Here is a 23,768-nt window from a genome sequence, read left to right on the forward strand (position 1 = left end):
TTTTATTAAAGTTTTTATTTTGTTAAATTTAATTCATCTTTTAAAAAAGAATTCCTATAGACTAATACTAAAATTATGTTGGAGAATTCTTATATGAATAAACTAACAAATAAACTTAAATTTCTTTTTGTATCAAATATCATTCTTATACCAAGCGTTCTTACTATTTCTTGTTATAAAACTGATTCAAATAAAATTGATCAAAAACCTAATAACAATGATAATTCAAATAATGATCAAAATCAAAATGATCAAACAAATCAAAATCAGAATCAAAGTGATTCAAATAATAAAATAGATAAAAATGATGAAATTCAACTATTTAATTCACATTTTTTAGATATTAATAAATTAAAAGACCTAACACCATATCAAATTCATAAACAAACTAAAGATTATATAACTGGTCAAAAAGAATTTAATAACTTTGTAAAAAATAATAATATTGATTTTACTCTTTATGATCATAAAGAATATCAAAAAAACTACTGAGAACTTGCTTCAAAATTAGAAGAATATGGAAACATTGAAGAAGATAAAATTAGTAAAACTAAATTTTATAATCCACATATTCCACTTTCTTATTCAATAAAACAACAAAAACTAGAACAATTAAAAGATGAAGAAATTAAAGGTTTAAATTCTACAGATTTTGATTTTAAAACTCTAGTTAAAACAAATCCTTTTGGGTCTTTACCATCTAATTTAAGTCAATTATTGTCTTATGCAAGTTTTAATTCATTAGAAAAACTTTTTAAAATAAAAGATATTATTAATTTAAAATCTAAGCACGATGATATTAAAGGAAGTTTTGAGCTATTGATCAAAACAAAAAATAAAAAATACTATTATAAAACTACTAAAGATAAAAATAACTTTTTAAAAACTAATGAAGATTATTTTAAATACATTCACGAACGTAGTTTTCAATTAGAAATTAATGTAAAACAATGAGTTATTGATCAAGATGAAAAAACTTTACAAGAAATTGAAAGATTAAACTTTGCTAATGCTTCAGGAACTGCTTGAATAATAGATAGAATTGATAATAAAGAAGATAAAAATAACTATGAACTTTTATTAGCTACAAATATTCATGTATTTAGTTTAAGAAAAACTTTTGATAAAAGTATTTTTAATAATAAGTTAGAAGATAATAAATGAAAACAATTTCCTGTTGGATTTTATGATGGAAAAGATACAACAAGTAGTGAAGATAATAGAAAAATGAAAATTTATTTAAAAGCTAATAGAACAGAAAAAATAGATAATAAAAACGGCTTAATTGAAAGTGATGTTGATAAAGATAAATCTATTGAAGTATTTGAAATTTATTCACAATACTTAAAAGCTCCTTATTATATGCCTAGATATAGTACTGATCACATTTTCTTTAAAGACTATAAATAAAAAAATAAGTATTTTAATGATAACAACTATTTATCAAAAACAAATAATTCTGGTGCTGACTTTGTAACTTTACGCTTAAAAATTCAAAAAAATAAATTAGAGAAACTTTTGCCAAGTTTAGCTAAAGTTATTGAAAAAGATCAAGAAAAAGATTGATATATTAAGTTTAAAAATTCTAAATTTAGTCCTTTACAAACTCAATTTTATGCAGGTTATCCTAAGCATTGAAATCCATTTATTAGAAAAACTCAATTTAGAGGTCTTAAATCAGAAGGTGGAATAATTTCAACACAAAGAAAAGTTTTAGAAGATATTTACTTTAGAGATATTTGACTAAAATATAATGAACAAAAAAATAAAGAATATAATGCTCTAAATGAAAACTATAAAAATATGTCAAGCCATTTATTGATAATGAGCATAGTATGAATTTAACTATTGCTGATCAATTTTCAACATTATATACAAATGTTCCTTTTGGTCAAATTACCTTAAAACAAGGTGCGTCTGGTTCTATGGTTATTGATTCTTCTTTTAATGTTATTGGAATTTTAAATACAGAAGTTGAAGATGTCTTAGGAAGTAGATATATTTCAATTCCCTTATTTGAATATCAAGGACAAAAAGTTAGTTTACCAGTACGTGTTCAAACTAATGGAGTTATTTTATTTAAGTAATGATTATTTAACTAAAAATAATAAAGAACCTAGAATAATTGATGGATTAATAGAAAAACTAAAAGAAGATAAACTTACAACTGTTAGCTTGAATCCTTAAATTTATTTAAAATATTTTAATTTTTACTTAAATACTTTTTATTAATATTTAAAAAAAATACTTATTAATGTAATAGTAAAAAATAGAAGAATAAAAATGAAAATAGCTGGATTTTGAAGAAGAGTTTTTAAAACTATTATAGATTCCTTATCACTAGTGTTTACCTTAGGTATTTATTTAATTATTTTTATTATTTTATACATAAAAAGTAGTCCATCATGAGAAATGAGAATAACAAATACTAAACTAAATATAGTAGTAAAAGAATGGGTAGACCTGGTTTATGAAGATTTATTTTCTGATTACTACGTTTTGTTACTTTAGGTATAATACTTATTATTGATGTAATTAGGATAATTTTAAAAAAGGAGCATTCGCTGAAAAGAAAGCTGATAATTACATCGTTATAAAATAATTTTTTAAGAAGTATTTTATACTTCTTTTTTTATTTTTAATTTTTTAATTATTATTGATTAATATTTTTAAAAATACACATTATATTTTCTAGAAATTATAAATATAATTAAATTGCTTATATTATGCAAAGTATGTTGAGGTTAAATAATTATGAAGAAATTATTCAATATTTTAGGTATTAATTTTTTACTAGTTTTATTAATTATTACAGCTATTTATTTAAAAAATAACAATAACACAAGTATTATTCTAAAAAATGAAAGCATAAATGAGACAGACAAAAAAAGACTAGAAGAACTTGAAAAAGAACTTTTAGAAACAAAAGATTTATTAGATAAAGAATATACTTTTAGTAACAAATTACTAGAAGAAAACAAAAAACTTCAAGGCATCTTAAAAGACTATTTGAAAATAAAAGCAGAATTAGAAGAATTTAAAGAACTTTTAAATAACGAATATACTTCAAAAAATGAATTATTAAAATATAAGGTAGAAGCTGAAGAAAAACTAAAAAAATATGATGAATTATTAAGAGCAATAGGTCAAGAAAATAAGCATTTTTCACATAGTGACTCATCAAAAAATAAAATTGATTCTAATTCTTTAGATAAAACTCAAAAAATAGCAATTAGTATAGGTTCTGGTTTAACTTTACTAGCAATTAGTATTTGTGGAACAGCTATTGGTTTAAATAAAAAAATTTTTAAAAAAAATAAAATAATCTAATAAAAATTTATAAATTAAAAAGAGCGGCATAGCCGCTTTTATTATGTCTAAAAATTATTTTCTTAAGTTTATTATTCTCTAATTTCTCTAAGACTGTAATTGCAATTTAGATTACCATTTTATTTAAAAATCTAACAAAATAAAAAAAATAAATACTATAATGGAATTAAAAATAGAGAAGTTAAAGTCAAAAAGTAATTAAAAAAAATTAAGAAAGTTGTTAATAAAATAAATATATAACTTGAAAAATTTTACAAGCAATACACTTATTGTCTATAAATTAAACATCAACTCATCTCAAAATGAGTTTTTGCTACACAACTGATCTAATAAATAATTTAGGAGATTATATGAAAACAGAAATTATTAACACTAAAGATAATAAAAAAATAGTTTTATATAAATGAGATGAAGTTATAAGACCACTGGCTGTAATTCAAATAGTTCATGGTAGTTGTGAGCATTTAAAAAGATATGAGGTTTTTGCAAAAAAGATGAATCAAAACAATGTAATAGTAATTGGTATTGATCAAAGAGGTCATGGAGAGACTAGTGTTTTAAACAATGAGCTTGGATATTTTAATAAAACTAAAGGTTGAGAATATTTAATTGAAGATCAATTACTAGTTAATCAATACATTGAAACTAATTATACTAATTTACCAATTTATATGTTTGGCCATTCAATGGGAAGTTTTGTAGCTAGAAGTTATGCTATTAAATATTCAAATACTATTAAAGGGTTAATATTAAGTGGAACTAATCAAACTAATAGTTTTATTTTAATTTCAGTCTTATTTTTAACAAGTTTAACTTCTTTATTTATAAAATAAAAACAACCAAATAAAATTATTTGAAATATTAGTTATAAACAATTAAATAAAAAGTTTAATACTGATAATGCAAATGGTGTTGAATGATTAACTAGAAATAAAAAAATCCAAAATCAATTTTTAAATGATAAATTATGTGGATTTGTATTTAGTAGTAGTGCTTTTAAAGATATGTTTAAAGGGATGTTGTTTAATTTAAAAACTAAGAACTTAAAAAAGATGAATAAAAATCTAAGAATTTTGTTATTAACTGGTGGTGATGATCCTGTAAGTCACTTTAGTAAAGATGCAGTTAAGTTCAATAATAAATTACATAAATTAGGTTATAGTTCTCAATTAATTATTTATCCAAATTTTAGACATGAAATTTTAAATGAATTAAATAAAAACTTAGTGATAAGAGATATTTTAAAATTTATGTAATTTATTAATTTTTATCTTTATAATAACTATTAAATAGAAAAAGAGTATAAATATGCTGCCAAAAGACCTTGATTTTAAGCTACAAATTATAGAAGAACATAAAAAGGGAGCTTCAGTTAAATCTTTAGCAAGTAAATATGATATTGGTATATGAACAATCAGAGATTGAATTCATCAATATAATATGTTTGCTGAGCAAGGAATTAGTAAAAGTGTAGTTCATACTAAATATGATCCAGAATTTAAACTACATGTTATTAATCATAAAAAAGAATATAACTTAAGCTATCCAGAAACCATAAAACTATTTAGTATTAAAAATTCTTCAACTGTTGCTTTGTGAGAAAAACAGTTTAAAGAAAAAGGAATAAAAGGTTTAAGTAATCAAATCGGCAGACCAAAAAATAGTGCTAATTCTTATAAACAACTCTTTTTACAGTTAGAAGAAAAAATTGCTGATTTAGAACAGCAAATTGACGAACTAAAACAGCAATTAAATATAAAAGATACAAAATAAACATACTTATAAAAATTAGACCTTAGCAAGCAAACAGCTAAGGTTTTTAATTTGTAAATAATTTTTCTAGAACATCTTGATACATTTTTAGTGTAGCTTTTTCTCTTTGCTTAGCAGTTAAGTCATTTGAATGATCGTTTAAATTATCTGAAACAGTTAAAATAGTAGCTACTTTTTTATTAAAATGATTTGCTAAATAAAACAAAGCAAAACTTTCCATATCAACAACATCTAAATTATGTTCTTTTACATCTAATTTAGATATTCTATAAAACACATCGCTACAGTGAACATTTGCTTTAAAACCAATATTTAAATCTAAACTAGGTTGATTTTTTTGTCATCCTGTTTTATCTGGTTCAAAAATATTTACTTCACTAAAAGCATTTTTTGCTTCAATTACAGTTCCTATTTTAATATCATTATTATATGTTCCACAAGTTCCAACTCTAATAATAGTATCAACATTATGATCATTAAATAACTCATGAGCATAAATAGCAATTGAAGGTTGACCCATTCCACTTGTAGCAAAACTAACTTTATGATTTTTATAATAACCAGTATAAACAAAAGCATTTCTTACATCGCTTACTAGTTTATAATCAGTTAACAAGTTTTCACAAGCTCACTTAGTTCTTCTAGGATCTCCTGCAATTAGTACAACACTAGCAATATCGGCATTTTTATCAATATGCATACTTTTTTCTCCTAACTAAGTTTATTTATATCTATTTATAGATTACTAAAAACAAATAGATTAATAAAAGTTTTAAACTAGTTTTTACTAGTTTTTATTATTTTTAAAATAATTTTGCTTTTTTAATCATTTTTTTCTTAATACAATAACAAAAAGTTTAGATTACATTTGTTTATTAGTAATTTTTTTAATAATTAATTTATTTTAAATTTTAAAAATTATTAAGTAAATTATTTGTTATATCTATTTAAAAGATTATTAAAGATTAAAGTATCTTCATTAGTTTTAATATAGCCTTTTATAAGATTTATCAAACTTTTTGAACGAAAGATAATAAAAAAATAATTTATAAGTAATTTTTTAAAAATTTTTTCTAATACATTAATAGAAATAATAAATGAATTATTTTCAAACACTTCTTTAATTGCATTAGCTAAATATGTTTCATCTAAAGTTAGGTTATATAAATGTCAGTTTAAATCAGTTGCAAAGTTATTTTTAAAAATCTCAATTAGTTGTGTTTTTAAATTAATAATATTGTTAACATCTTCATATTCTAGTTCTAAAACTATTTGATGAGATCAATTTAAAGTAGTAATTAAATAGGTTTTACAATTAATTAAATCAATAAAAATTGGCTTATTATCAATACTTAATTGATCTTTTGGTATTTTATAAATTCTTTGGTTTTTATTAGTGATTACAAATTCAAATTTATCACTTAATACAAATACATCTTTAAACTTATATTTATTTAAGTCTATTTGATTATTTATAAAAAATCCATTAATAGATGAAATTCTTAAAATATCTAAAAAAATATTTGGATTAGTTTTAATAATAAAATCTTTATCAATATCAAAATTAGTATTCAATACTAATCTATGTCTATGTTTATGATCTAAAACTTTTTGTAAAAAATCAGTTTTAAATTGGTTTTGATTAATAATATTAATAAAAAAACTATTTTTAGTTAAAAGGTTAATCTCTTTAGCTTGAAAATCTAAATAAATGTCAAAATTTAACATATAATAACCAACTAAATTACCTTTAAAACAATAATACTTTAAGGCTCTATTTCAATTAGCAGAAGTATATAAGCTATTTAGAATATAACTTGGAATTTGTTCAAAAATTTGTTCACCAATTAAATATTTATCATTTAGTTTATTTATTTGAATTAAAACTGAGTGCGTAGCGTAATAAAACATATATTTTCTTTCTATTAATAAATTTAACAAAAAATAGTGTGGTTATTAAATTTTAATTAAATAAAGATTTTATTTGGCGTTTTTTGGTGTAATTTGGATTTTTTTGGTTTATACTAAAAAATTAACGGTTATAATAAACTTGAGGGATTCATATGATTAAAGAACAAAGATACAAAGAGATTTTAAAAAAATTAGAAATAAATGAATTGCTTTCTTTAGAGTTTCTATCAACTGATTTAAATATTCCCTTAACTACTTTAAGAAGAGATCTTAAAGAACTAGAACAAAGACATAAAGTTATTAGAACACATGGAGGAGTACAACTTAATAAAAGTAATTTAATTGTTGAAGATTATTTAGATAATAAAATTAATTTAAATATTCAAGCTAAACAACAAATTGCTATTAAAGCTCTTAAAAAAATAAAACCTAAAACTTGTATTTTTTTAGATTCAGGTTCAACAACTTATTATTTAGCAAAAATTTTAGATCCTAATTTGGATTTAAAAATTGTTACTAATTCAATTTTAAATGTTCAAGAATTAAGTAAAAATAATCATCAAAATATTTATTTATTAGGTGGAAAATATCAAGTTATTACTAGTTCTATTTTAGGTTATCAAGCAGTTAATGATTTGAAAAACTATGCTTTTGATTTAAGTTTTATTGGCATTAATGCAGTTGATGATCAGAACAATATTTATACAACTAGTGATGATCATGCTCAATTAAAAATTCAAGTAATTAAGAACTCAAATAAAAGCTATGGGTTAATTGATCAATCTAAAAAACATTCTAAATCATTTTATAAATTTGCTACAAATTTAGAATTAGAGCTAATTGAAGATTAATGATTTATACAATTACTTTAAACCCTGCTATTGACTGTGTAATTGAAACTAATGAAATAGATTTTAATAACACTAATTATTATACAAATAGTTATTCATTAATTGGTGGTAAGGGAATTAATGTAGCAATTATTTTAAATAATTTAAAAAATGATGTTATAAGTACAGGTTTTTTAGGTAAAAATAATGCCAATCAATTTTTAGATAAATTTTTAAAATTGGATTTAAAAAATCATTTCTTTTTATACAATGGTATAACTAGAACTAATTTTAAAATTAAAAATTTAAATACTTTTGATGAAATAGAGCTGAATGGTATTGGTTGTGATCTTAAATCAAGTTATCTAAATAAGTTATTAAAATATCTTAAAGATAATTTAAAAGAAAATGATATTGTTATAGCTAGTGGAAGTGTTAATAAATCATTTAATGATAATGTTTATCAAATTATAGGTGATCTTATTAATAAAAAACAAGCTTTATTTATTTTAGATACCTCTAAAAAATATCTTTTAGAAGGTCTAAGAGCAAAACCTTTTTTAATTAAACCAAACATTAGTGAATTATTTTTAGTTTTTAATGAACCTATTAGTTATGAATTTGATGAAATTTGTAAAAAAATAAAGCAACTACAAAATTTAGGTGCTAGAAATATTTTATTAAGTATGGCAAATAAAGGAAGCTATTATTTTTCAGAAAACAATGATATTTATAAAATAGGGGTTGGTAAAGGAAAACTAGTTAATTCAACTGGAGCTGGTGATTCAATGTTAGCTGGATTTGTTCACGGATTAAATCAACAATTAGATATTATAAAAACTTTAAAATATGCTGCTAGCTGCGGGTCAAGTACTGCTTTTAGTAAATGACTAGCAACAAAAAAAGAAATTAATAAACACTTAAAAGAAATTAAAGTTAAAAAAATAGAAGGGTAGTTATGCAAATAAAAGATTTATTTAATCAAAATACTTCTTTTTTTAAACAAGAATTTAAAACAAAAACACAAATAATTGACTTTTTAGTTTCAAAATTATTAGAACAAAAAATTATTAGTAATAAAACTGCGGTTTTAAATACAATTAAAACAAGAGAAAAATTAGAATCAACTGCTATTGGTGATGGTATTGCTATTCCACATGCATTAAATGAAGCAGTACTAAAACCAACAGTTTGCTTTATGAGTTTAAAAACTCCAATAAAATGAAATAATAATGATAACCAATTAGTTGATCTAGTTTTTATGATAGTAACAAATGATCAAAATGGCAATGATCATATGGATGCAATTGCAGGTCTTTCATCTAAATTCTTAGATTCTAGTGTTTTAATAAATTTAAAAGAAATTGAAAGTTTTATAGAACTAGTAGAAATTTTTGATGATAAAAAAGAATTAAAAGAAAAACAAATTAATAAAAATGAATTTTTTGATGTTGTTGGAATAACTGCTTGTCCTACAGGAATTGCTCATACATATTTAGCTAGTGATAAGTTAACTGAATATGCAAAAAGTTTAAATCTAAGCATTAAGATTGAAACACAAGGAAGAAGAGGAATTGAAAATAAGTTAACTGAACAAGATATTAAAAATGCTAAAGTAATTATTTTAGCTCATGATAAAGCAATTGAAGGAATGTCTAGATTTAATAATTGTAAAGTTATTGACACAAGCACAAAAGATGCAATTTACAATGGAAAAGAATTGATCTCTAACTTTGATAAACATTCTAAATTAAAAGAAATTAAAAATATTAAAGCTGATGATTCAACTATTGGGGAATTAAGTTTAAAAAAATTTAAAGACTTTAAGGGTAATTTGTTAGGTGGGGTTTCTAGAATGCTTCCTTTTGTTGTAGCTGGTGGAATTATTTTAGGAATTGCTTTTTTATTAGACTTTATTACTGGTAATGGTAATGCTAAAGGTGATTTTGGAACAGTTAACAAAGTTTCTGGTTGATTTGCAGCAGCTGGAAAAACTGCAATGATGATGATGGTTCCAATACTTGGTGGTTATATTGCTTATGCAATTGTAGGACCACAAGGATTAATGCCTGGTGTTGTAGCTGGATTATTAGCAGATAACACAGGTAGTTTTGCATATGGAACTATAGGATCTTGATCTGGGTTATGAAAAAGAATTTTACCAGAACACTTACCAACTAATTCAGGATTTATTGGTGCTATGGTTGGTGGTTATTTAGCTGCTTTTATTGTTTTTGGTCTAACTGTAGGAATGCAAAAATTTAAAAAACCATTTCATGGTGTAAGAGACATAGTGTTTATTCCAATTTTATCTTTATTAGTAATTTCTTTAACTATGTTTGTGTTAAATATACCACTTGGTTATTTATTATATGGAATTCAATTGGGATTAACTTATATGGCTAAAAATAATTTACTAATTATTTTAGGAGCTATTATAGGGTTAATGATGTGTGTTGATATGGGTGGTCCTATTAATAAGATTGCTTATGTTTTAGGAACAGCTTCAGTAGCAGGATCATTTGGAAAAGAAGCTATATTTACAAATATTATGGCTGCTTCAATGGCTGGAGGAATGATTCCACCTCTAGGTATTGCTTTATGTACAGTTTTTTTTAAAAAAGTTTGAACTTCAAAAGAAAGAGACGCAGCAAAAGCAAATTGATTAATGGGGTCATTTTTTATAAGTGAAGGAGCTATTCCATTTATGGTAACTGATCCAAAACATATCTCAGTTTCAGCTTTAAGTGGTGGATTTGTTACAGGTTTATTGGTTGGTGCATTTAAAATTACTTTACCAGCTCCACATGGAGGAATATTTGTATTTCCTTTATTAAATTCAGAATTATTTACTCAACATAGTGTTGCTAAAAGTATGGGTATAGCTTTATTTATACTTGCTATTTTAATAGGAACACTTGTAATGACATTAATATTAGGATTTTGAAAAAAAGTAGATATTTCTAAAGGACATTTACAAATAGTTGAAGCCTAAAAGATATTTAAAGCTATAAAAATATTTAGTCTAACTAAATTTAGATCAGTTTGATTATAATTAATATAACCAATTTAATATATTATGTTATATCTGTTTTTATAAATTTTTATTGTTTTTTTAAAAAAAAATAATTTATACTTTATCTTTTATAAATCAGCATATTTATGCTGATTTTTTATTTTTTTGCTATTTTTTGGTCATTCTTTTAAAAAAAATTCTAAAACAATAGTGAAAACAGAAGGGAATGAATATAAAAGAATAAAGAATAAAAAGAATTTAATATTAATTGATTTTAAAATTAATTATTTTTTAGTGTTAAAACTAACTTCACATTAACTTTTATTAAAGAAATTGTTAGTATCACAAATTAATTGTGTAAAACTATGACTTTATATAGACTTTGCTTAGTTAGTGTGCGTAACAAACTTTGTTTAATGACTTTTTTAGGTTTTAAAAAATTAGATTTGTTAAGTTTTGAACTTATAAGCTAATAGAAATAAAAAAAATGAAATTATCTATGTGCACTAATTCATTTGATAATTTTTGCTACAAATTTCTTAAAAGTTATTATAAATTTTCCAAATTTATTTATTTTTAAAAAAAAATTAAAAAAACTATTGCATATTTTAGAAATTTATTATAAAAAGAAATTAGAAAATTTGGAAAGGAGAACGAGTTGAACAAATACTTAAATAAATACTTATCTGAACTTAGTTTAGAACAAAGAACTAAATTATTTTCAGAACTATTAGATCCAATTAATGCTTCTATAAAAAAAGCAATTCTAGAATTTCATCCATTGCCATTAGAATATCAAGATTTATTATTTTATACTTGATTAACTTTTCAAGAAATATTAAACAAAAGTAAAGCAAAAAAGTTTAATGGAGAATTGTTATTAAAAGTTTTAGAAGCTATTAAATCAAAGTGTATAGAGGTTTGTGTAAAAAATATTAAAAACTATTATAAAAATCTAAATTTTAGTATTGCAACTTGTAGTCTTAGTTATAAAAAAACAAATAAAAGCACTATACTAAATAGCGAAAATAATTTAACAATACAAGAAATAGTAGACACATATTTTAAAAATTCAAATGAAAAATTGGCAAAACAAGTATTTGAAATGTATGAAAATATTTTTTCACAAAAAGAAATATGTGCAACACTTGATATATCAAAAAATAAATTTAATATAATCATAAAAAATACAATACGTGATTTACAAAAGGCCATTACATTATCTCTTAAGTAAATTAACTCAATTAATTGTAAACAAAATACATAATTATAATAATAATTTAGATTTCGCTTTTGTTAGTTTGAATTTAATTCAAAATAGCTTTATTTCTTTAATAACTACTTAAAAAATCATTTTAGACAATATTAAAATATAATATTCATTTTTCATCAGGAGTTAATATGGAACCTATTAAACATTTCCTAAATAAAGATTTATCTAAACTAAGTTTAGAAGAAAAGACAAATTTATTTGTTCTGTTATTACCCCCTATTAATTTTGCTATAAAAAAAGTAATGTCTAAATTTCACTCATTACCCTTAGAACATTCTGATTTGCTAAGCTATGCATGAATAGCATTTGATAATCTTTTAAAAGTTTATCAGGTTAAAAAAATTAGAAAAAAGTTTGTTTGATCTGTTATTGATGCTGTTAGTTGAAAGTGTACTGATGTATGTACTAAATATATGAATAATAGACATAAGATTTTAAATATGAGTGTTTCTACTTCTAGTATTAAAAGAGAAATTATTGAAAATATAAAAGATGAAAATTATCAAAATAATGGTATGCCAATACAAGAAATAGTAGACACATATTTTAAAAATTCAAATGAAAAATTGGCAAAACAAGTATTTGAAATGTATTTAAATAATTACTCTAACAAAGAGATATGTATAAAACTTGATCTATCAAGAAACAAATTTAAAAAAATTTTGAAGACAACTATTGACGATTTAAGAAGTATTATTGAACCTTTACTTGATTAATTAAAATTTTTATAAAAAATTAGTTATATCAATATTTTATCCATTATTTGTTTATTTTTTAGCAATTATTACTTCATACCAAATATCAGTTTTTCCTGATATTTGGTTTTTTTGTATTGATTAAGCATTTTGATAATTTCACCATAGATGTTGGTTTCAAACAAGTTAGACGACTCTTGAAAGTAGGACAGATTTATTTTTTACGACTCCTTTTTACTTCAATTTTATTAATTTTCTGCTAAATAATATTAGATTATTTGTCTTTTACAAAGTATATTGTTTTTTCAAAAACCTATGGCAGTCTCAACCCTATAGAAATGCTAAAAATTAATTCTTTTTTATGTCATAAAAAAAGAATTGCTATAGCAATTCTTAATCATCGATACTTTCTAAAGGATATTGTTTTTTCAAATAAAATAATAACATTTGAATATCAGCGGGATTTACTCCAGTGATTCTTGAAGCTTGTCCAATATTTAAGGGTCTAATTTTTTCTAATTTATCTTTAGCTTCTGTTGCTAGATTATCAACTTTAGAATAGTTAATATCTAAAGGAATTTTTTTACGTTCTAGTTTAACCAATTTATCAACTAATTGACGTTCTTTTTTAACATAACCTTCAAATCTAATTTCAATAACTATTGACTGCAATTGATTAGTTTTTAGTCTTTGTAAACTTGGAATAAATTCAATTAACTCATTAATATCAACTGTTGGAATCTTAATAATCTCATAACCACTATATCCATGAGATAAATCAGCTTGTTTTTTGTTTTTTAAATTGATTGCTAGTTGAGATTTTGGTGTAAATCTGATTTCTTTTAGTTCTTTGATAGCTTGCTCAATTTCTTTAACATAACTTAAATATTGTTCTCATTCAGTATCGCTAATTAGTCCTATTTCTTTTCCATATTGTTTTAATCTAGTCTCAGCATTATCATTTCTTAATAACAACCTATGTTCTGCTCTACTTGTTAATAATCTATAAGGTTCTCAAACACCTTTATTGATTAAATCATCGATCATAACACCAATATAAGCTTCATCTCTTCTTAAAATAATTGGGTCTAATCCATCTATTTTTCTAGAAGCATTAATACCAGCTATTAACCCTTGTCCGGCAGCTTCTTCATATCCACTAGTTCCATTAATTTGTCCAGCAGTAAATAAATTTTTAACATCTTTTAATTCTAAACTAGGAGATAATTGCATTGGATCTATACAATCATATTCAATTGCATAAGCTCAATGTTTTACTCTAACATTCTCAAATCCAGGAAGTGACTTTAGCATCAATTCTTGAACTTCGATAGGCATTGAAGTTGAAAATCCTTGAACATATCAAGTGTCTCCATTTAAAGTTTCAGGTTCAATAAAAATTTGATGGGTATCTTTTTCTTTAAATCTAACAACTTTATCTTCAAAACTAGGACAATATCTTGGTCCAATTGATTCCACAGTTCCTGAATACATTGCAGATTTTTCTAAATTATCTTGAATTATTTTTTTAGTCTCTAAAGTTGAATGAATTAAATAACAAAGTTGTTGTTGTTCTATTGGAGTATATGTGTTTGTTGAAAAACTAAAAGCTAGTTTCATATCAGTTCCTGGTTCAATAGTAGCTCTACTTAGATCAACTGAATCTCTATAAACTCTAGCTGGAGTTCCGGTCTTGAATCTCATTAATTTAATTCCTAAATCAATTAATGATTTGCTTATTCCTTTAGTTGTTTTTTCATTGTTAGGTCCGGACTCGTATCTATCAACGCCTTTTAAAATTTCTGATTTTAAATATGTTCCTGTTGTAATAATTACCATTTTAGCATTTAGAGTAATTTGATCGTCTAAATATATTCCTGTAACATTTTTACTATCATCATAAACTAAACCAGTACATGCTTTTGTAATTAAATCTAAGTTTTCTTGTTTTTTAATTACATTTCTCATATATTTAGAATATTCTTCCTTATCTGATTGTACTCTTAATGCCCATACACCAGGTCCTCTTGAAGAATTAAGTAATTTAGTTTGTAAAGCAGTGGCATCAGCAGCTTTCCCCATTTCTCCACCAAGTGCATCAATTTCTCTAACTACTATTCCCTTAGCAGGACCACCAACACTAGGATTACACGGCATTGTTGCAATTTTATCTTCATACAAATTAATTAAAGCCGTTTTTTTATTTAGTCTAGCGCTAGCTAAAGCTGCTTCAACTCCTGCATGACCTCCACCAACAACAATTACATCATAATTACTTTTCATACCAATCACCTTTTAGTCTATTTATTAATATTATATCTACAATTAGAATTTTAAGCATTTATATATTATTGCATAATTTATTATAACTTTACTAAATAAAAATAAAAAAGTTCAACTTTTAATGTTGAACTAATTTAACTTTTTTTAGCTTCCACCTTTTGAGTTTCCTGCATTTCTTTTTTTGATTTCTTTTCCTTTATTATTTTTTGTTTTTCTAATTGTTGTTTGGATAAAATTGTTGAATCTTCACCAATCAAACCTTCTGATTTTGCAACAACTGTAGTAACAACAGCTCCTGAAGTAACATTAACTCCAGTTCTTCCCATATCAAATAGTCCATCTAATGAGCCAACTATTGCATAAACTGGTGCAAATCATACACTTAAACCTAAGCCAGATAAAACACCTGAGGTAAGAACAGTTGCAGTTCCTGGAATCCCACTAATTCCTAAAGAAGCAATTAAAGTGATAAAAAAAGCTAAAATAAAGAATGTAAATAATCCCATACTGTGAAAACTAGCATTAGTTGCTCCAGTTCATAATAAACTAGTAATAACACCAGATTGAACTCCAGCACATCCCATTAATCCCATTGTTGTCGATAACGGAGCTATTGTTGAAACTACTGAATCATCAATTTTAACTTCATCTTTTAATGTTTGGATACTCATTGGTAAAGTGGCGTTTGAAGATTGTGTTGCAAATCCTTGAATTAAAATTTTAAATGAAAGTTTTCATCAAGCAATAACATTAATTTTATTTATAAATAATAATAGTGTTAAGAATATTAATGAAATAGTTAATCCTAAATATCCTAATCCTAAAACTTTTCCAATTGTTGCTAGTGCTCCAATTGGTTTAGAAATAACTGATGAAGCAATCATTGACATAACTGCTAAAGGCATTATTTTCATAAATGTCATTAATATTGAGATCACAATGCTTCAAGCAACATCCATTCCTTTTCTAATCGCATCCATTTCAACAGGTTTTTTCTTAAACAAAATTTTTACAGAATTTCCGATTAATCCTGCAATTACCATTAATGGAATTACCATTGATCCAAGTCATGGTTGAATAAAATTATTTGGTAAATACTCTCAAACTATTTTAGGTAAAGGTTGAGTTTCTTTTGGTGCATTTTTTACAATCGAATGATCTAAAGATAAACCTGATCCTGAACCAACTTTTATTAAATATCCTAATCAAAAAGTAATTACAAATGCAAATGCAGTATTTAATAATAATAAACTCACACCTTTTAATGAAATACGTCCAACATTTTTATTACCTTTTTTTGATGTAACTCTAAAAATTGCAATAAATACAACTGGAGCTGTTAATAATAAAATACCGTTAATAAAAATATTTTTTGCTAAAGATATTCATATATCTAGTTGATATACTCATAATCTAAAATCAGGGTTGGTTTTTTCTATTTTTTCACCATTATTTTTAATTTCTGTTGGTAAATTCTTATTTACTAATCCATTTTGTGGAAATTTATAAATAGCTTGAATAATAATTCCAAATATTAAACCAATTGCTAATCCAATTAAAACTCTATAAATGAATTTAAATTTAAATTTTTTAAATGTAAACCATAAACCAATTTGAATTCCGATAAATATAATAATAGCAATAGCCGCTTGTCAACTTCCAATTGCTAAGAATTTATCTAATAAAACATTAGTCTTATCTTGCATTTTTTATGTATTTCTCCTATTAATTTTTAATAAGTTTTTCTAAAGCAATGTGAATAATATCTACAACTCTAGAAAATGGTGGTGAATATGGTAAATCAACTTGAGTTAATTCCTGATTAATTTCAATTTGATTTCAAATTAATGAAATTAAGAAATTAATTCTTAATACAGATAAATTAGATCCATACATTTGAGCACCAATTAATGTATTTGTTTTTTTATTTAAAATTAGTTTTAAAGCAAGCGGCGTTGGGTTTGGATAATATGATGGATGATCAGCATCTTTAATAAAAATAGTTTTTATATCATATCCTAATTCTTTAGCTAGAGTTTCATTAATTCCAGTAGAAACCAATTCTGATTCAAATACTTTTAAAATCGCAGTTTGTAAAGTTCCAACAAATTCACTATTAACATTTAAAATATCATCAGCTACAACTTTAGCAAATTTTCTAGCAACTGTTGCTAGTGGAGTATAAGTAATTTGGTTAGTAATTTTATGATAAACAGTAGCACAATCACCACAAGATCATATATTTTTTAAATTTGTTCGTCCATGTTTATCAACAACAATAGCTCCATTACCTAGCATTTCTAATTTTGTATCTTTTAAAAACTCAGTTGCTGGTCTAAATCCAATAGCTAAAATTATTAAATCAACTTCAATTTCTTCATTTTGATCTAAAGTTAAACTTAATCTTTTATCTTTAGTTTGAGTTATTGATTTTAACCCATTTTCTTTAATAATTTCAACATTGTTTTTGATTAAGTTTTGCTCTAATAAATCAGTGATTTCTTGATCAAACACTCTTTGATTTAATCTACTAGTTTTTTCAATTAAAACTATTTCTTTATTAAAGTGTTCTAACATTTCACAACACTCTAAACCAATAAATCCTGAACCAATTACTGCTACTTTTTTAATATTTTTATCTTTTAGTTTTTCTTTTAATTCAGTTGCATCTTCTAATCTTGTTAAAGTAAAAATATTTGGTAAATCAATTCCTTTAATTGGTGGAACTATAGGCTTTGCTCCTGTTGAGATTACTAATTTATCATAGTCTAACTCTAGTAATTGATCATTTTTTTCATATCAAACTTTTTGATTTTCAGCATCAATTTTTTTAACAACTGATTCACTATAAACTAAAATGTCTTGTTCTATGAATTGTTCTACAGTTCTTGCTAATAAATCAGTTGATTTTAAAGATGGATTAGCTACAAAATAAGGTAAACCACAAGCTCCTAGTGAAACGTATTTTTCTTTTTGAATAACAATTATTTGAGCTTTTTTATTAGCTTTTTTTAGTCTACTTGCAACTGTCATTCCACTAGCTGCTCCACCTATAATTACAATTTTCATACTAGCCTTTCTTATAAAAATTGAATTAAAATTATTAAATATAAAAATAAAAATTCTCTATTTTTGCATAAATTAAAATAAGAAAAAAAAGTAATTTTCTTATTAAAATAATTCTAAACTAAATATTTTTTATATTAACATTATTTATAAATAATAATTTAATCTATTTAAATTATATAATCAGAACTTAAATTATTAATTCTAAGAGAGAATAAATTTATGAAATCACAAAATAAAAATAAAGCATTAATTATTGTAGATTATCAATATGATTTTTGTGATCCTAATGGTAGTTTATATGTAAAGAATGCCTATACATTAAAACCTAAAATTGAAAAATTAGCAAAAGAATTAAAATCTCAAGGCTGAACAATTATTGCAACTAAAGATTTTCATCCAATTGATCATTGTTCTTTTAAAATTTGAAATAAACATTGTGTACAAAATACTAAAGGTAGTGAACTTTATTTTGATCATAGTGATGTTGATTTAATTATTGAAAAAGGTGTTAATAAAGATATTGAAAGCTATAGCGGTTTTTTTGATGATGCTAATAACTCAAATGGATTAGATGAGTATTTAAAATCAAAAAACATAGACACTTTAAAAATAGTTGGTGTTGCTACTGAAATTTGTGTAAAAGCTAATTATGATGATGCTATTAAATTAGATTATGATGTTGAGGTTGATTTAGAATATTGCAAAGGTTTTACTGACTAGAATTATATTATTTTTATCACTTAAATGTATTGATCAATTTCGTGGGTTATTATACAAAATGGTACTATAAGTTATAATTATATTATCAAAGAAATTAGAGAATAATAGATCTATTCTAACAAGCCTAATTTATCTTTGAGTTCATGGGAAAACCTTGAACAATCACTTTTAACCCTCAATACGATTCCTGAGATCTCGTCAACTAACTCACTAGGTAATCCATTGGGGTATTTTTTTATGTATAAGAGTGTTTTGTCTAATCCACTATGAATTCTTCTTGTTTGGTTTATCATTGTTAGTATTTTTAAATCTTCTTTTCTACTTTCATCTAATTGTTTTCTTCTAACAAAATCAACTTCAACTCAATCAGTTGAACCAATTTCTAATGGCTTTGCAATATAGCGTTTAGTATCTGTTCTAAAGTAAAGTTGTTCATCTGAACCAATTACAAGTTGAATATTTTCTTTTTTATAAAATCTAAAACGTTTACCAAATTCATCGTATGGAGCATAAATTTTAGTTTTATACTCTGCTACACCATTTGCAAATTTTCTAGGTATAGGTAGGTCAAAGAATTTTTCAACTTCATTTTCACCTAGTTGTCTAAATGCATTATCTCTTTTTCTTTTTTTACATTTACTATTAACAAAATCTATTAATTTGTGTTTTATTTGATTTGCTTGTTCAATTGTTTTTATATCATTTTGTTTAAAGAAGAAAGGTGCATTTTTTTGGACTGTATCTCACATTCTTTCAACATGTGGTTTTGCATTAGCATTAGATGAAGAAATCACCTCTATACCCCTATTTTCAAGCTCTAAACGCGTTCTAGCGTTATTTCTTTCATCTTTTTTAAAATTAGCTCTATTATCAGTAATAATTCTTTGAGGATAGCCATAAGTTTTAAATATTGTTTCAAAAATTTTTTGATAAGAATTTAAAGATTCTTCGTATTCTTCAAAACACATATCAAGTATTTGATTAGTTCCAACATCAACAGCCATAACACATGTTGCTATTGTGTTATTTTGAAAATAATAATGAGTACATCCATCTACTTCTATTACCTGTCCAAATTTATAATTGTTTGCTACTGCTAGTCTGTGTTTTTCTACGTTTTTAGGCACATAAAAAACTAGCTCATTGCTATACCTAATTAATTTTCCTTCTTCTTGTTGTCTTCTTATTTTTTTAACTTCTTTTTTGGTTTTACGTTTGCAATAAGGGCTTGCATAACCTTGTTGTATTAGTCTCCTATTTAAAGTTGAATAAGAAATTTTATTTTTAGTGTTAGTTGACATAAGAGTGCTGTGATAGTTTTCTAAAGTTAAATAAGAACAACTAGCATTATTTACATCTCCACCAGTTATTTTTACTTGTTCTTGGTATTTTTCACCTAAATTATGTATTATCTCATCACTATATTTTTGAGCATTTTTATTATTAGTGTTTTTATGTGAAAGAATTAGCTCTGCTTCCTTGTTCTTTCATTTAATATATTCACTTTTATATTTTTTTACAGTAGAAAGTGATTTTTGAAACTGTATAGCGATTGATAACAACTTTCTGTTAGGCTCTTTTTCAAAAGTATCTATTATAAGTTTCTTTTTTTCATTAAACTTTTTATTTTCTTGGATAACAAACATTAGACCTCCTGTTCAATTATAAGACCACAGATCTGTGGTCTTATAATTGGTCTGGTACCATTTTGTTTAATAATCCAACTTATCACTTAAATGTATTGATCAATTTTAATATTTTGCTATAAAATAAACTATAAATTAGGTTTTTTGTATCCTAATTTTTTAATTTTTTGATATTTTTATGATTTTAGAATTTAATTTTATATAATAAAAAACGGAAAAAATTTATTTATTTTATAAAACGAAGTCCGGGTGGGAATAATGAAAAATATACATATCAGTCTACTAGCAAAACTTGGAGTTTTATTTTCTGCTACACCACTTCCATTAGTTGTTGTTTCATGTAAAACTTCAAATTCTAATAACAATAAACCTGATAACAATAAACCTGATAACAATAAACCTGATAACAATAAACCTGATAACAATAAACCTGATAACAATCAACAAAAAAAAGAGCAAGTAAGTAAAATTGATATTTCAAATTTTAAAGATAAAATTGAACCAAAAAATGAGTGACAAAAACAAGATGTTTTACAAGCATTACTAAAAATAAAAGGGCTAGATAAATTAACTGAAAATGATTTTGATTTTTTAGTATTTAAGAAAGCTAATTTATTACATAATGGGAGAATTAATATTAAATCTAAAGACGATTCTAAAATTATAAAAGGTGAACTAAGCATAGAAATTAAAAAACTAGATAAAGTTAAAAAAGTTGAAACAAAATATAATGATAATAAAACTGAGGTTTTAGTAATTGGTTATGATGAAAAGGGAAAAATTTCTAGGTTTGCTCCAACTGTTAAAAAAGTTCCTGAAAAACTACCAGAAGAAATTATTAGTCTAGAGCGTGCTTTTTTAAAAAATAATTCTGATAAAATTGAAAATCTTGATAAATGGAACACATCTAATATAGTAAGTATGTCTTCAATGTTTCAACAAGCTAAAGAATTTAATCAGGTTTTATCCAATTGAAATACAGAAAATGTAACTAATATGAACTATATGTTTGATGGTGCAACTAAATTCAATAGTGATTTATCAAACTGAAAAACAGGGAGTGTAAAAACTATGAGAAGTATGTTTAGTGACACAAAATTATTTAATCAAGATATTTCAAGTTGAAATGTAAGTAATGTTAAAAACATGAAAAATATGTTTTATCGAGCTGAAAAATTTAATAAGTCACTTTCAAATTGAAATCTAAAAAATATAGAAGAACTAGATTATATGTTTTTTGGTGCTTCTGAATTTAATAGCAATATCTTCAAACTAAAAAATAATCTAGTAACTGATATGCGTTATATGTTTTATCAGGCTAAAAAATTTAATAAGCCTTTAGATTGAGATGTATCAAAAGTAGTTAATATGGATAGTATGTTTAATGGTGCTCATGATTTTAATCAAAATATAACTAATTGAAATGTTTCAAATGTTAAAACTATGAGAAGTATGTTTAGTGACACAAAATTATTTAATCAAGATATAAAAAATTGAAAAGTTGATAATGTAACTGATATGGACCGTATGTTTCAAAATGCACTAAGTTTTAATAAAGATATTTCTAAATGAAATGTAAAAAATGTAAAATCATATAATCACTTTAGTATACACATAAAAAGGGAATATAAACCTTTATTTGGGAAAAAATAAGTAGCCATTTTTAAATAATATAACAATAAACACAAGTCACAATTCTTAAAATATAATAAAAAATTTGATTTTTATATATTTCATTCAAACTCATTTGTTCAAATAAATGAGTTTTTTATTAGAAATTTTTTTGTAAAGAATTAAGAAACTAAATATTTAAATCTACTAATTATGAAATGATATTATACAAGTAGAAATTAAGTTAAGAATTATGTTAGTACCAACAAACAAAGAAAATAAACAAATTGTTTTTGATCTAAAAAATTCAAAGTGTCATTCTTCTTACTCTATTTATGTTTGTATTGGAATTTTATTTATATTAGGATTAATAACTTTAATATTTTCAACACCTTATAAAAATGATTTTAAGTTTTCTCAATTTTTTGAAAAAATAACAGATTATGAATTAGGTAAATGATGGGCAAGAGGAACAGAATTAATCGGAGATACTCAAGTGCTTTTTTATTATCTTGCATTATTTATGATAGCTATTGAATGCTTTTTTGCTTATAAAAAACAAAATAAAAGCATGTTTTTTGTTAAACATTACTATTTAGTAAAAATAATTTATATATTAATTTTACTTATAACCATATCAACAGCTATTTTTTATGTTTATAAAGTTTATAACTTTGATAATGGATTTGGAAAATATGGCGATTTAGTATTTCAAGATACTATAATTTATCGACAAGTATTAACTACACTTATTCTTATTTATCAAATTATTATCTTAAGTTTGTTTTTTTTATACAATACATTTTAAATTAGCAAAAAGATTTGATATTTTAATTAATAAATATTTTAGTAAGTCTATTAAAATTTTAATTATAGGTCTTTTTTTATTAACTGTTGTTACTTTTATAAAAGGAATGAATTCTAGACCTTTTTACAGTTCCTTTTTTTGCAGAGCTCGTATTATTCTTTTCTTAAAAAGAAAAAATTTTTACAATAATTGTGTTTTAAAAAGATAGTTAAAATAACAAAGTAAACAACAAAAAAAGACTGATATTTTCAGTCTTTTTAAAACAATATTTAGTTATCAATTTCAAAGAATTTATCATCAAATTTTTTGTTAAATTCTTGGATCATTTTTTCTAGTTCTTTATCAAATTTTTCAAGGTCTTTTAGATTATTTGAAATTGATTCATAGTGTTCAGCTAGTTTAGGGAAATCACTATTTGTAATTTGTCTAGTAATTCTTTTCTTTTCTGTAATTCTAGTTGACTTATTTCAATCATACATTAAACTACTGATATTTTGAACCTTTTATAAAGAAACATTAATACTATCAAGAATAATGTTTGATTTTTCTGTGGCTGTTAGTGCTGGTTTTTCGATAAGCTCAACTTGCTTTTCTAATTCTTCTTTTTTACTTTGAATTTTTTTAATTAATTGTTCTATTTTTTTATTTTCAGCATTAAGATGAGCAACTTTACCAGTCAAGTTTTCTTTTGTCTTAGTTTTTTCTAATAATTTCGTTCTTAAATCTGATTGCTTTATTTCAAGTTTTTGAAGTTTTTCCTCAAGTTCTTGTTGTTTATTTTTTAACAAAGTTTGCTCTTGGTG

Annotated in this window: 20 protein-coding genes and 1 pseudogene; 13 read left to right on the plus strand and 8 right to left on the minus strand. The window is 23.6% G+C overall.

The genetic code is table 4. The annotated features are described in order from the left end of the window. Positions 1–93 precede the first annotated feature (93 nt). The 5 genes and pseudogenes from V2P32_RS05010 (at position 94) to V2P32_RS05030 (ending at position 5,103) form a co-directional block, all read left to right on the plus strand. A pseudogene (locus V2P32_RS05010) lies at positions 94–2,187 on the plus strand (MAG2960 family serine endopeptidase lipoprotein). A gap of 567 nt (positions 2,188–2,754) precedes the next feature. After that, positions 2,755–3,330 (plus strand): hypothetical protein, encoded by a 576-nt coding sequence (locus V2P32_RS05015; protein ID WP_434343569.1) that lies wholly within the window; start codon positions 2,755–2,757, stop codon positions 3,328–3,330. Positions 3,331–3,680: 350 nt separating this feature from the next. Next, a complete protein-coding gene (locus V2P32_RS05020) occupies positions 3,681–4,163 on the plus strand; it encodes an alpha/beta hydrolase (protein ID WP_434343570.1) in 483 nt (160 codons plus the stop codon). 132 nt (positions 4,164–4,295) lie between these two features. Further along, on the plus strand, positions 4,296–4,586 hold the full coding sequence (locus tag V2P32_RS05025; protein WP_434343999.1) for an alpha/beta hydrolase: 291 nt from the start codon (positions 4,296–4,298) through the stop codon (positions 4,584–4,586). A 52-nt stretch (positions 4,587–4,638) separates the two neighbouring features. Beyond that, a complete protein-coding gene (locus V2P32_RS05030; RefSeq protein WP_041159724.1) occupies positions 4,639–5,103 on the plus strand; it encodes a helix-turn-helix domain-containing protein in 465 nt (154 codons plus the stop codon). Positions 5,104–5,149: 46 nt separating this feature from the next. On the opposite strand, the gene V2P32_RS05035 is transcribed toward V2P32_RS05030, so the two are convergent. Together V2P32_RS05035 and V2P32_RS05040 are read right to left on the minus strand one after the other, a co-directional pair. Next, on the minus strand, positions 5,150–5,803 hold the full coding sequence (locus tag V2P32_RS05035) for a purine-nucleoside phosphorylase (protein ID WP_434343571.1): 654 nt from the start codon (positions 5,801–5,803) through the stop codon (positions 5,150–5,152). A 230-nt stretch (positions 5,804–6,033) separates the two neighbouring features. Continuing rightward, on the minus strand, positions 6,034–7,014 hold the full coding sequence (locus V2P32_RS05040; protein WP_434343572.1) for a hypothetical protein: 981 nt from the start codon (positions 7,012–7,014) through the stop codon (positions 6,034–6,036). Positions 7,015–7,166: 152 nt separating this feature from the next. Between V2P32_RS05040 and V2P32_RS05045 the strand changes: the two genes are divergently transcribed. The 5 genes from V2P32_RS05045 (at position 7,167) to V2P32_RS05065 (ending at position 12,849) form a co-directional block, all read left to right on the plus strand. Then, positions 7,167–7,865, plus strand: coding sequence for a DeoR/GlpR family DNA-binding transcription regulator (locus V2P32_RS05045; protein ID WP_434343573.1), 699 nt, complete (start codon positions 7,167–7,169; stop codon positions 7,863–7,865). Beyond that, entirely contained in the window at positions 7,865–8,800 is a 936-nt protein-coding gene (locus V2P32_RS05050; protein WP_434343574.1) for a 1-phosphofructokinase, read from the plus strand. The genes V2P32_RS05045 and V2P32_RS05050 overlap by 1 nt, the downstream gene beginning before the upstream one ends. A gap of 2 nt (positions 8,801–8,802) precedes the next feature. Next, the gene (locus tag V2P32_RS05055; protein ID WP_434343575.1) at positions 8,803–10,839 is read left to right on the plus strand and encodes a PTS fructose transporter subunit IIABC; all 2,037 of its coding nucleotides are present in this window, start codon (positions 8,803–8,805) and stop codon (positions 10,837–10,839) included. 679 nt (positions 10,840–11,518) lie between these two features. Further along, the gene (locus V2P32_RS05060; RefSeq protein WP_434343576.1) at positions 11,519–12,094 is read left to right on the plus strand and encodes a hypothetical protein; all 576 of its coding nucleotides are present in this window, start codon (positions 11,519–11,521) and stop codon (positions 12,092–12,094) included. A 167-nt stretch (positions 12,095–12,261) separates the two neighbouring features. Beyond that, a complete protein-coding gene (locus V2P32_RS05065) occupies positions 12,262–12,849 on the plus strand; it encodes a sigma-70 family RNA polymerase sigma factor (RefSeq protein WP_107669852.1) in 588 nt (195 codons plus the stop codon). 372 nt (positions 12,850–13,221) lie between these two features. On the opposite strand, the gene mnmG is transcribed toward V2P32_RS05065, so the two are convergent. The 3 genes from mnmG to V2P32_RS05080 form a co-directional block, all read right to left on the minus strand. Next, positions 13,222–15,111 carry a tRNA uridine-5-carboxymethylaminomethyl(34) synthesis enzyme MnmG gene (gene mnmG, locus V2P32_RS05070; RefSeq protein WP_434343577.1) on the minus strand — a complete coding sequence of 630 codons (1,890 nt, stop codon included), beginning with the start codon at positions 15,109–15,111 and terminating at the stop codon, positions 13,222–13,224. Positions 15,112–15,245: 134 nt separating this feature from the next. Then, positions 15,246–16,817 (minus strand): dicarboxylate/amino acid:cation symporter, encoded by a 1,572-nt coding sequence (locus V2P32_RS05075; protein ID WP_434343578.1) that lies wholly within the window; start codon positions 16,815–16,817, stop codon positions 15,246–15,248. Positions 16,818–16,836: 19 nt separating this feature from the next. Beyond that, on the minus strand, positions 16,837–18,180 hold the full coding sequence (locus V2P32_RS05080) for a CoA-disulfide reductase (protein ID WP_434343579.1): 1,344 nt from the start codon (positions 18,178–18,180) through the stop codon (positions 16,837–16,839). A 219-nt stretch (positions 18,181–18,399) separates the two neighbouring features. Here V2P32_RS05080 and V2P32_RS05085 point away from each other — a divergent pair, with 219 nt between their 5' ends. After that, positions 18,400–18,900, plus strand: coding sequence for an isochorismatase family protein (locus V2P32_RS05085; RefSeq protein ID WP_434343580.1), 501 nt, complete (start codon positions 18,400–18,402; stop codon positions 18,898–18,900). A gap of 110 nt (positions 18,901–19,010) precedes the next feature. Here V2P32_RS05085 and V2P32_RS05090 read toward each other — a convergent pair whose 3' ends face one another. Further along, on the minus strand, positions 19,011–20,546 hold the full coding sequence (locus tag V2P32_RS05090) for a hypothetical protein (RefSeq protein ID WP_434343581.1): 1,536 nt from the start codon (positions 20,544–20,546) through the stop codon (positions 19,011–19,013). 258 nt (positions 20,547–20,804) lie between these two features. Between V2P32_RS05090 and V2P32_RS05095 the strand changes: the two genes are divergently transcribed. Both V2P32_RS05095 and V2P32_RS05100 read left to right on the plus strand, forming a co-directional pair. Then, complete coding sequence (locus tag V2P32_RS05095) at positions 20,805–22,199, plus strand: BspA family leucine-rich repeat surface protein (RefSeq protein ID WP_434343582.1); 1,395 nt, start codon at positions 20,805–20,807, stop codon at positions 22,197–22,199. Positions 22,200–22,410: 211 nt separating this feature from the next. Further along, positions 22,411–22,965: a hypothetical protein gene (locus V2P32_RS05100; RefSeq protein ID WP_434343583.1), complete on the plus strand. Its 555-nt coding sequence runs from the start codon at positions 22,411–22,413 to the stop codon at positions 22,963–22,965. A gap of 269 nt (positions 22,966–23,234) precedes the next feature. Here the strand turns inward: V2P32_RS05100 and V2P32_RS05105 are convergent, their stop codons facing one another. Both V2P32_RS05105 and V2P32_RS05110 read right to left on the minus strand, forming a co-directional pair. Then, entirely contained in the window at positions 23,235–23,444 is a 210-nt protein-coding gene (locus V2P32_RS05105; protein ID WP_434343584.1) for a hypothetical protein, read from the minus strand. 24 nt (positions 23,445–23,468) lie between these two features. After that, positions 23,469–23,753 carry a hypothetical protein gene (locus V2P32_RS05110; RefSeq protein ID WP_434343585.1) on the minus strand — a complete coding sequence of 95 codons (285 nt, stop codon included), beginning with the start codon at positions 23,751–23,753 and terminating at the stop codon, positions 23,469–23,471. Positions 23,754–23,768: the final 15 nt, after the last annotated feature.

The organism is Mycoplasma sp. 06067-C1-B144P-99-0482-3, from assembly GCF_051053925.1.
GTDB classification, from domain to species: Bacteria; Bacillota_I; Bacilli_A; order Mycoplasmatales; family Mycoplasmataceae; genus Mycoplasma; species Mycoplasma leachii.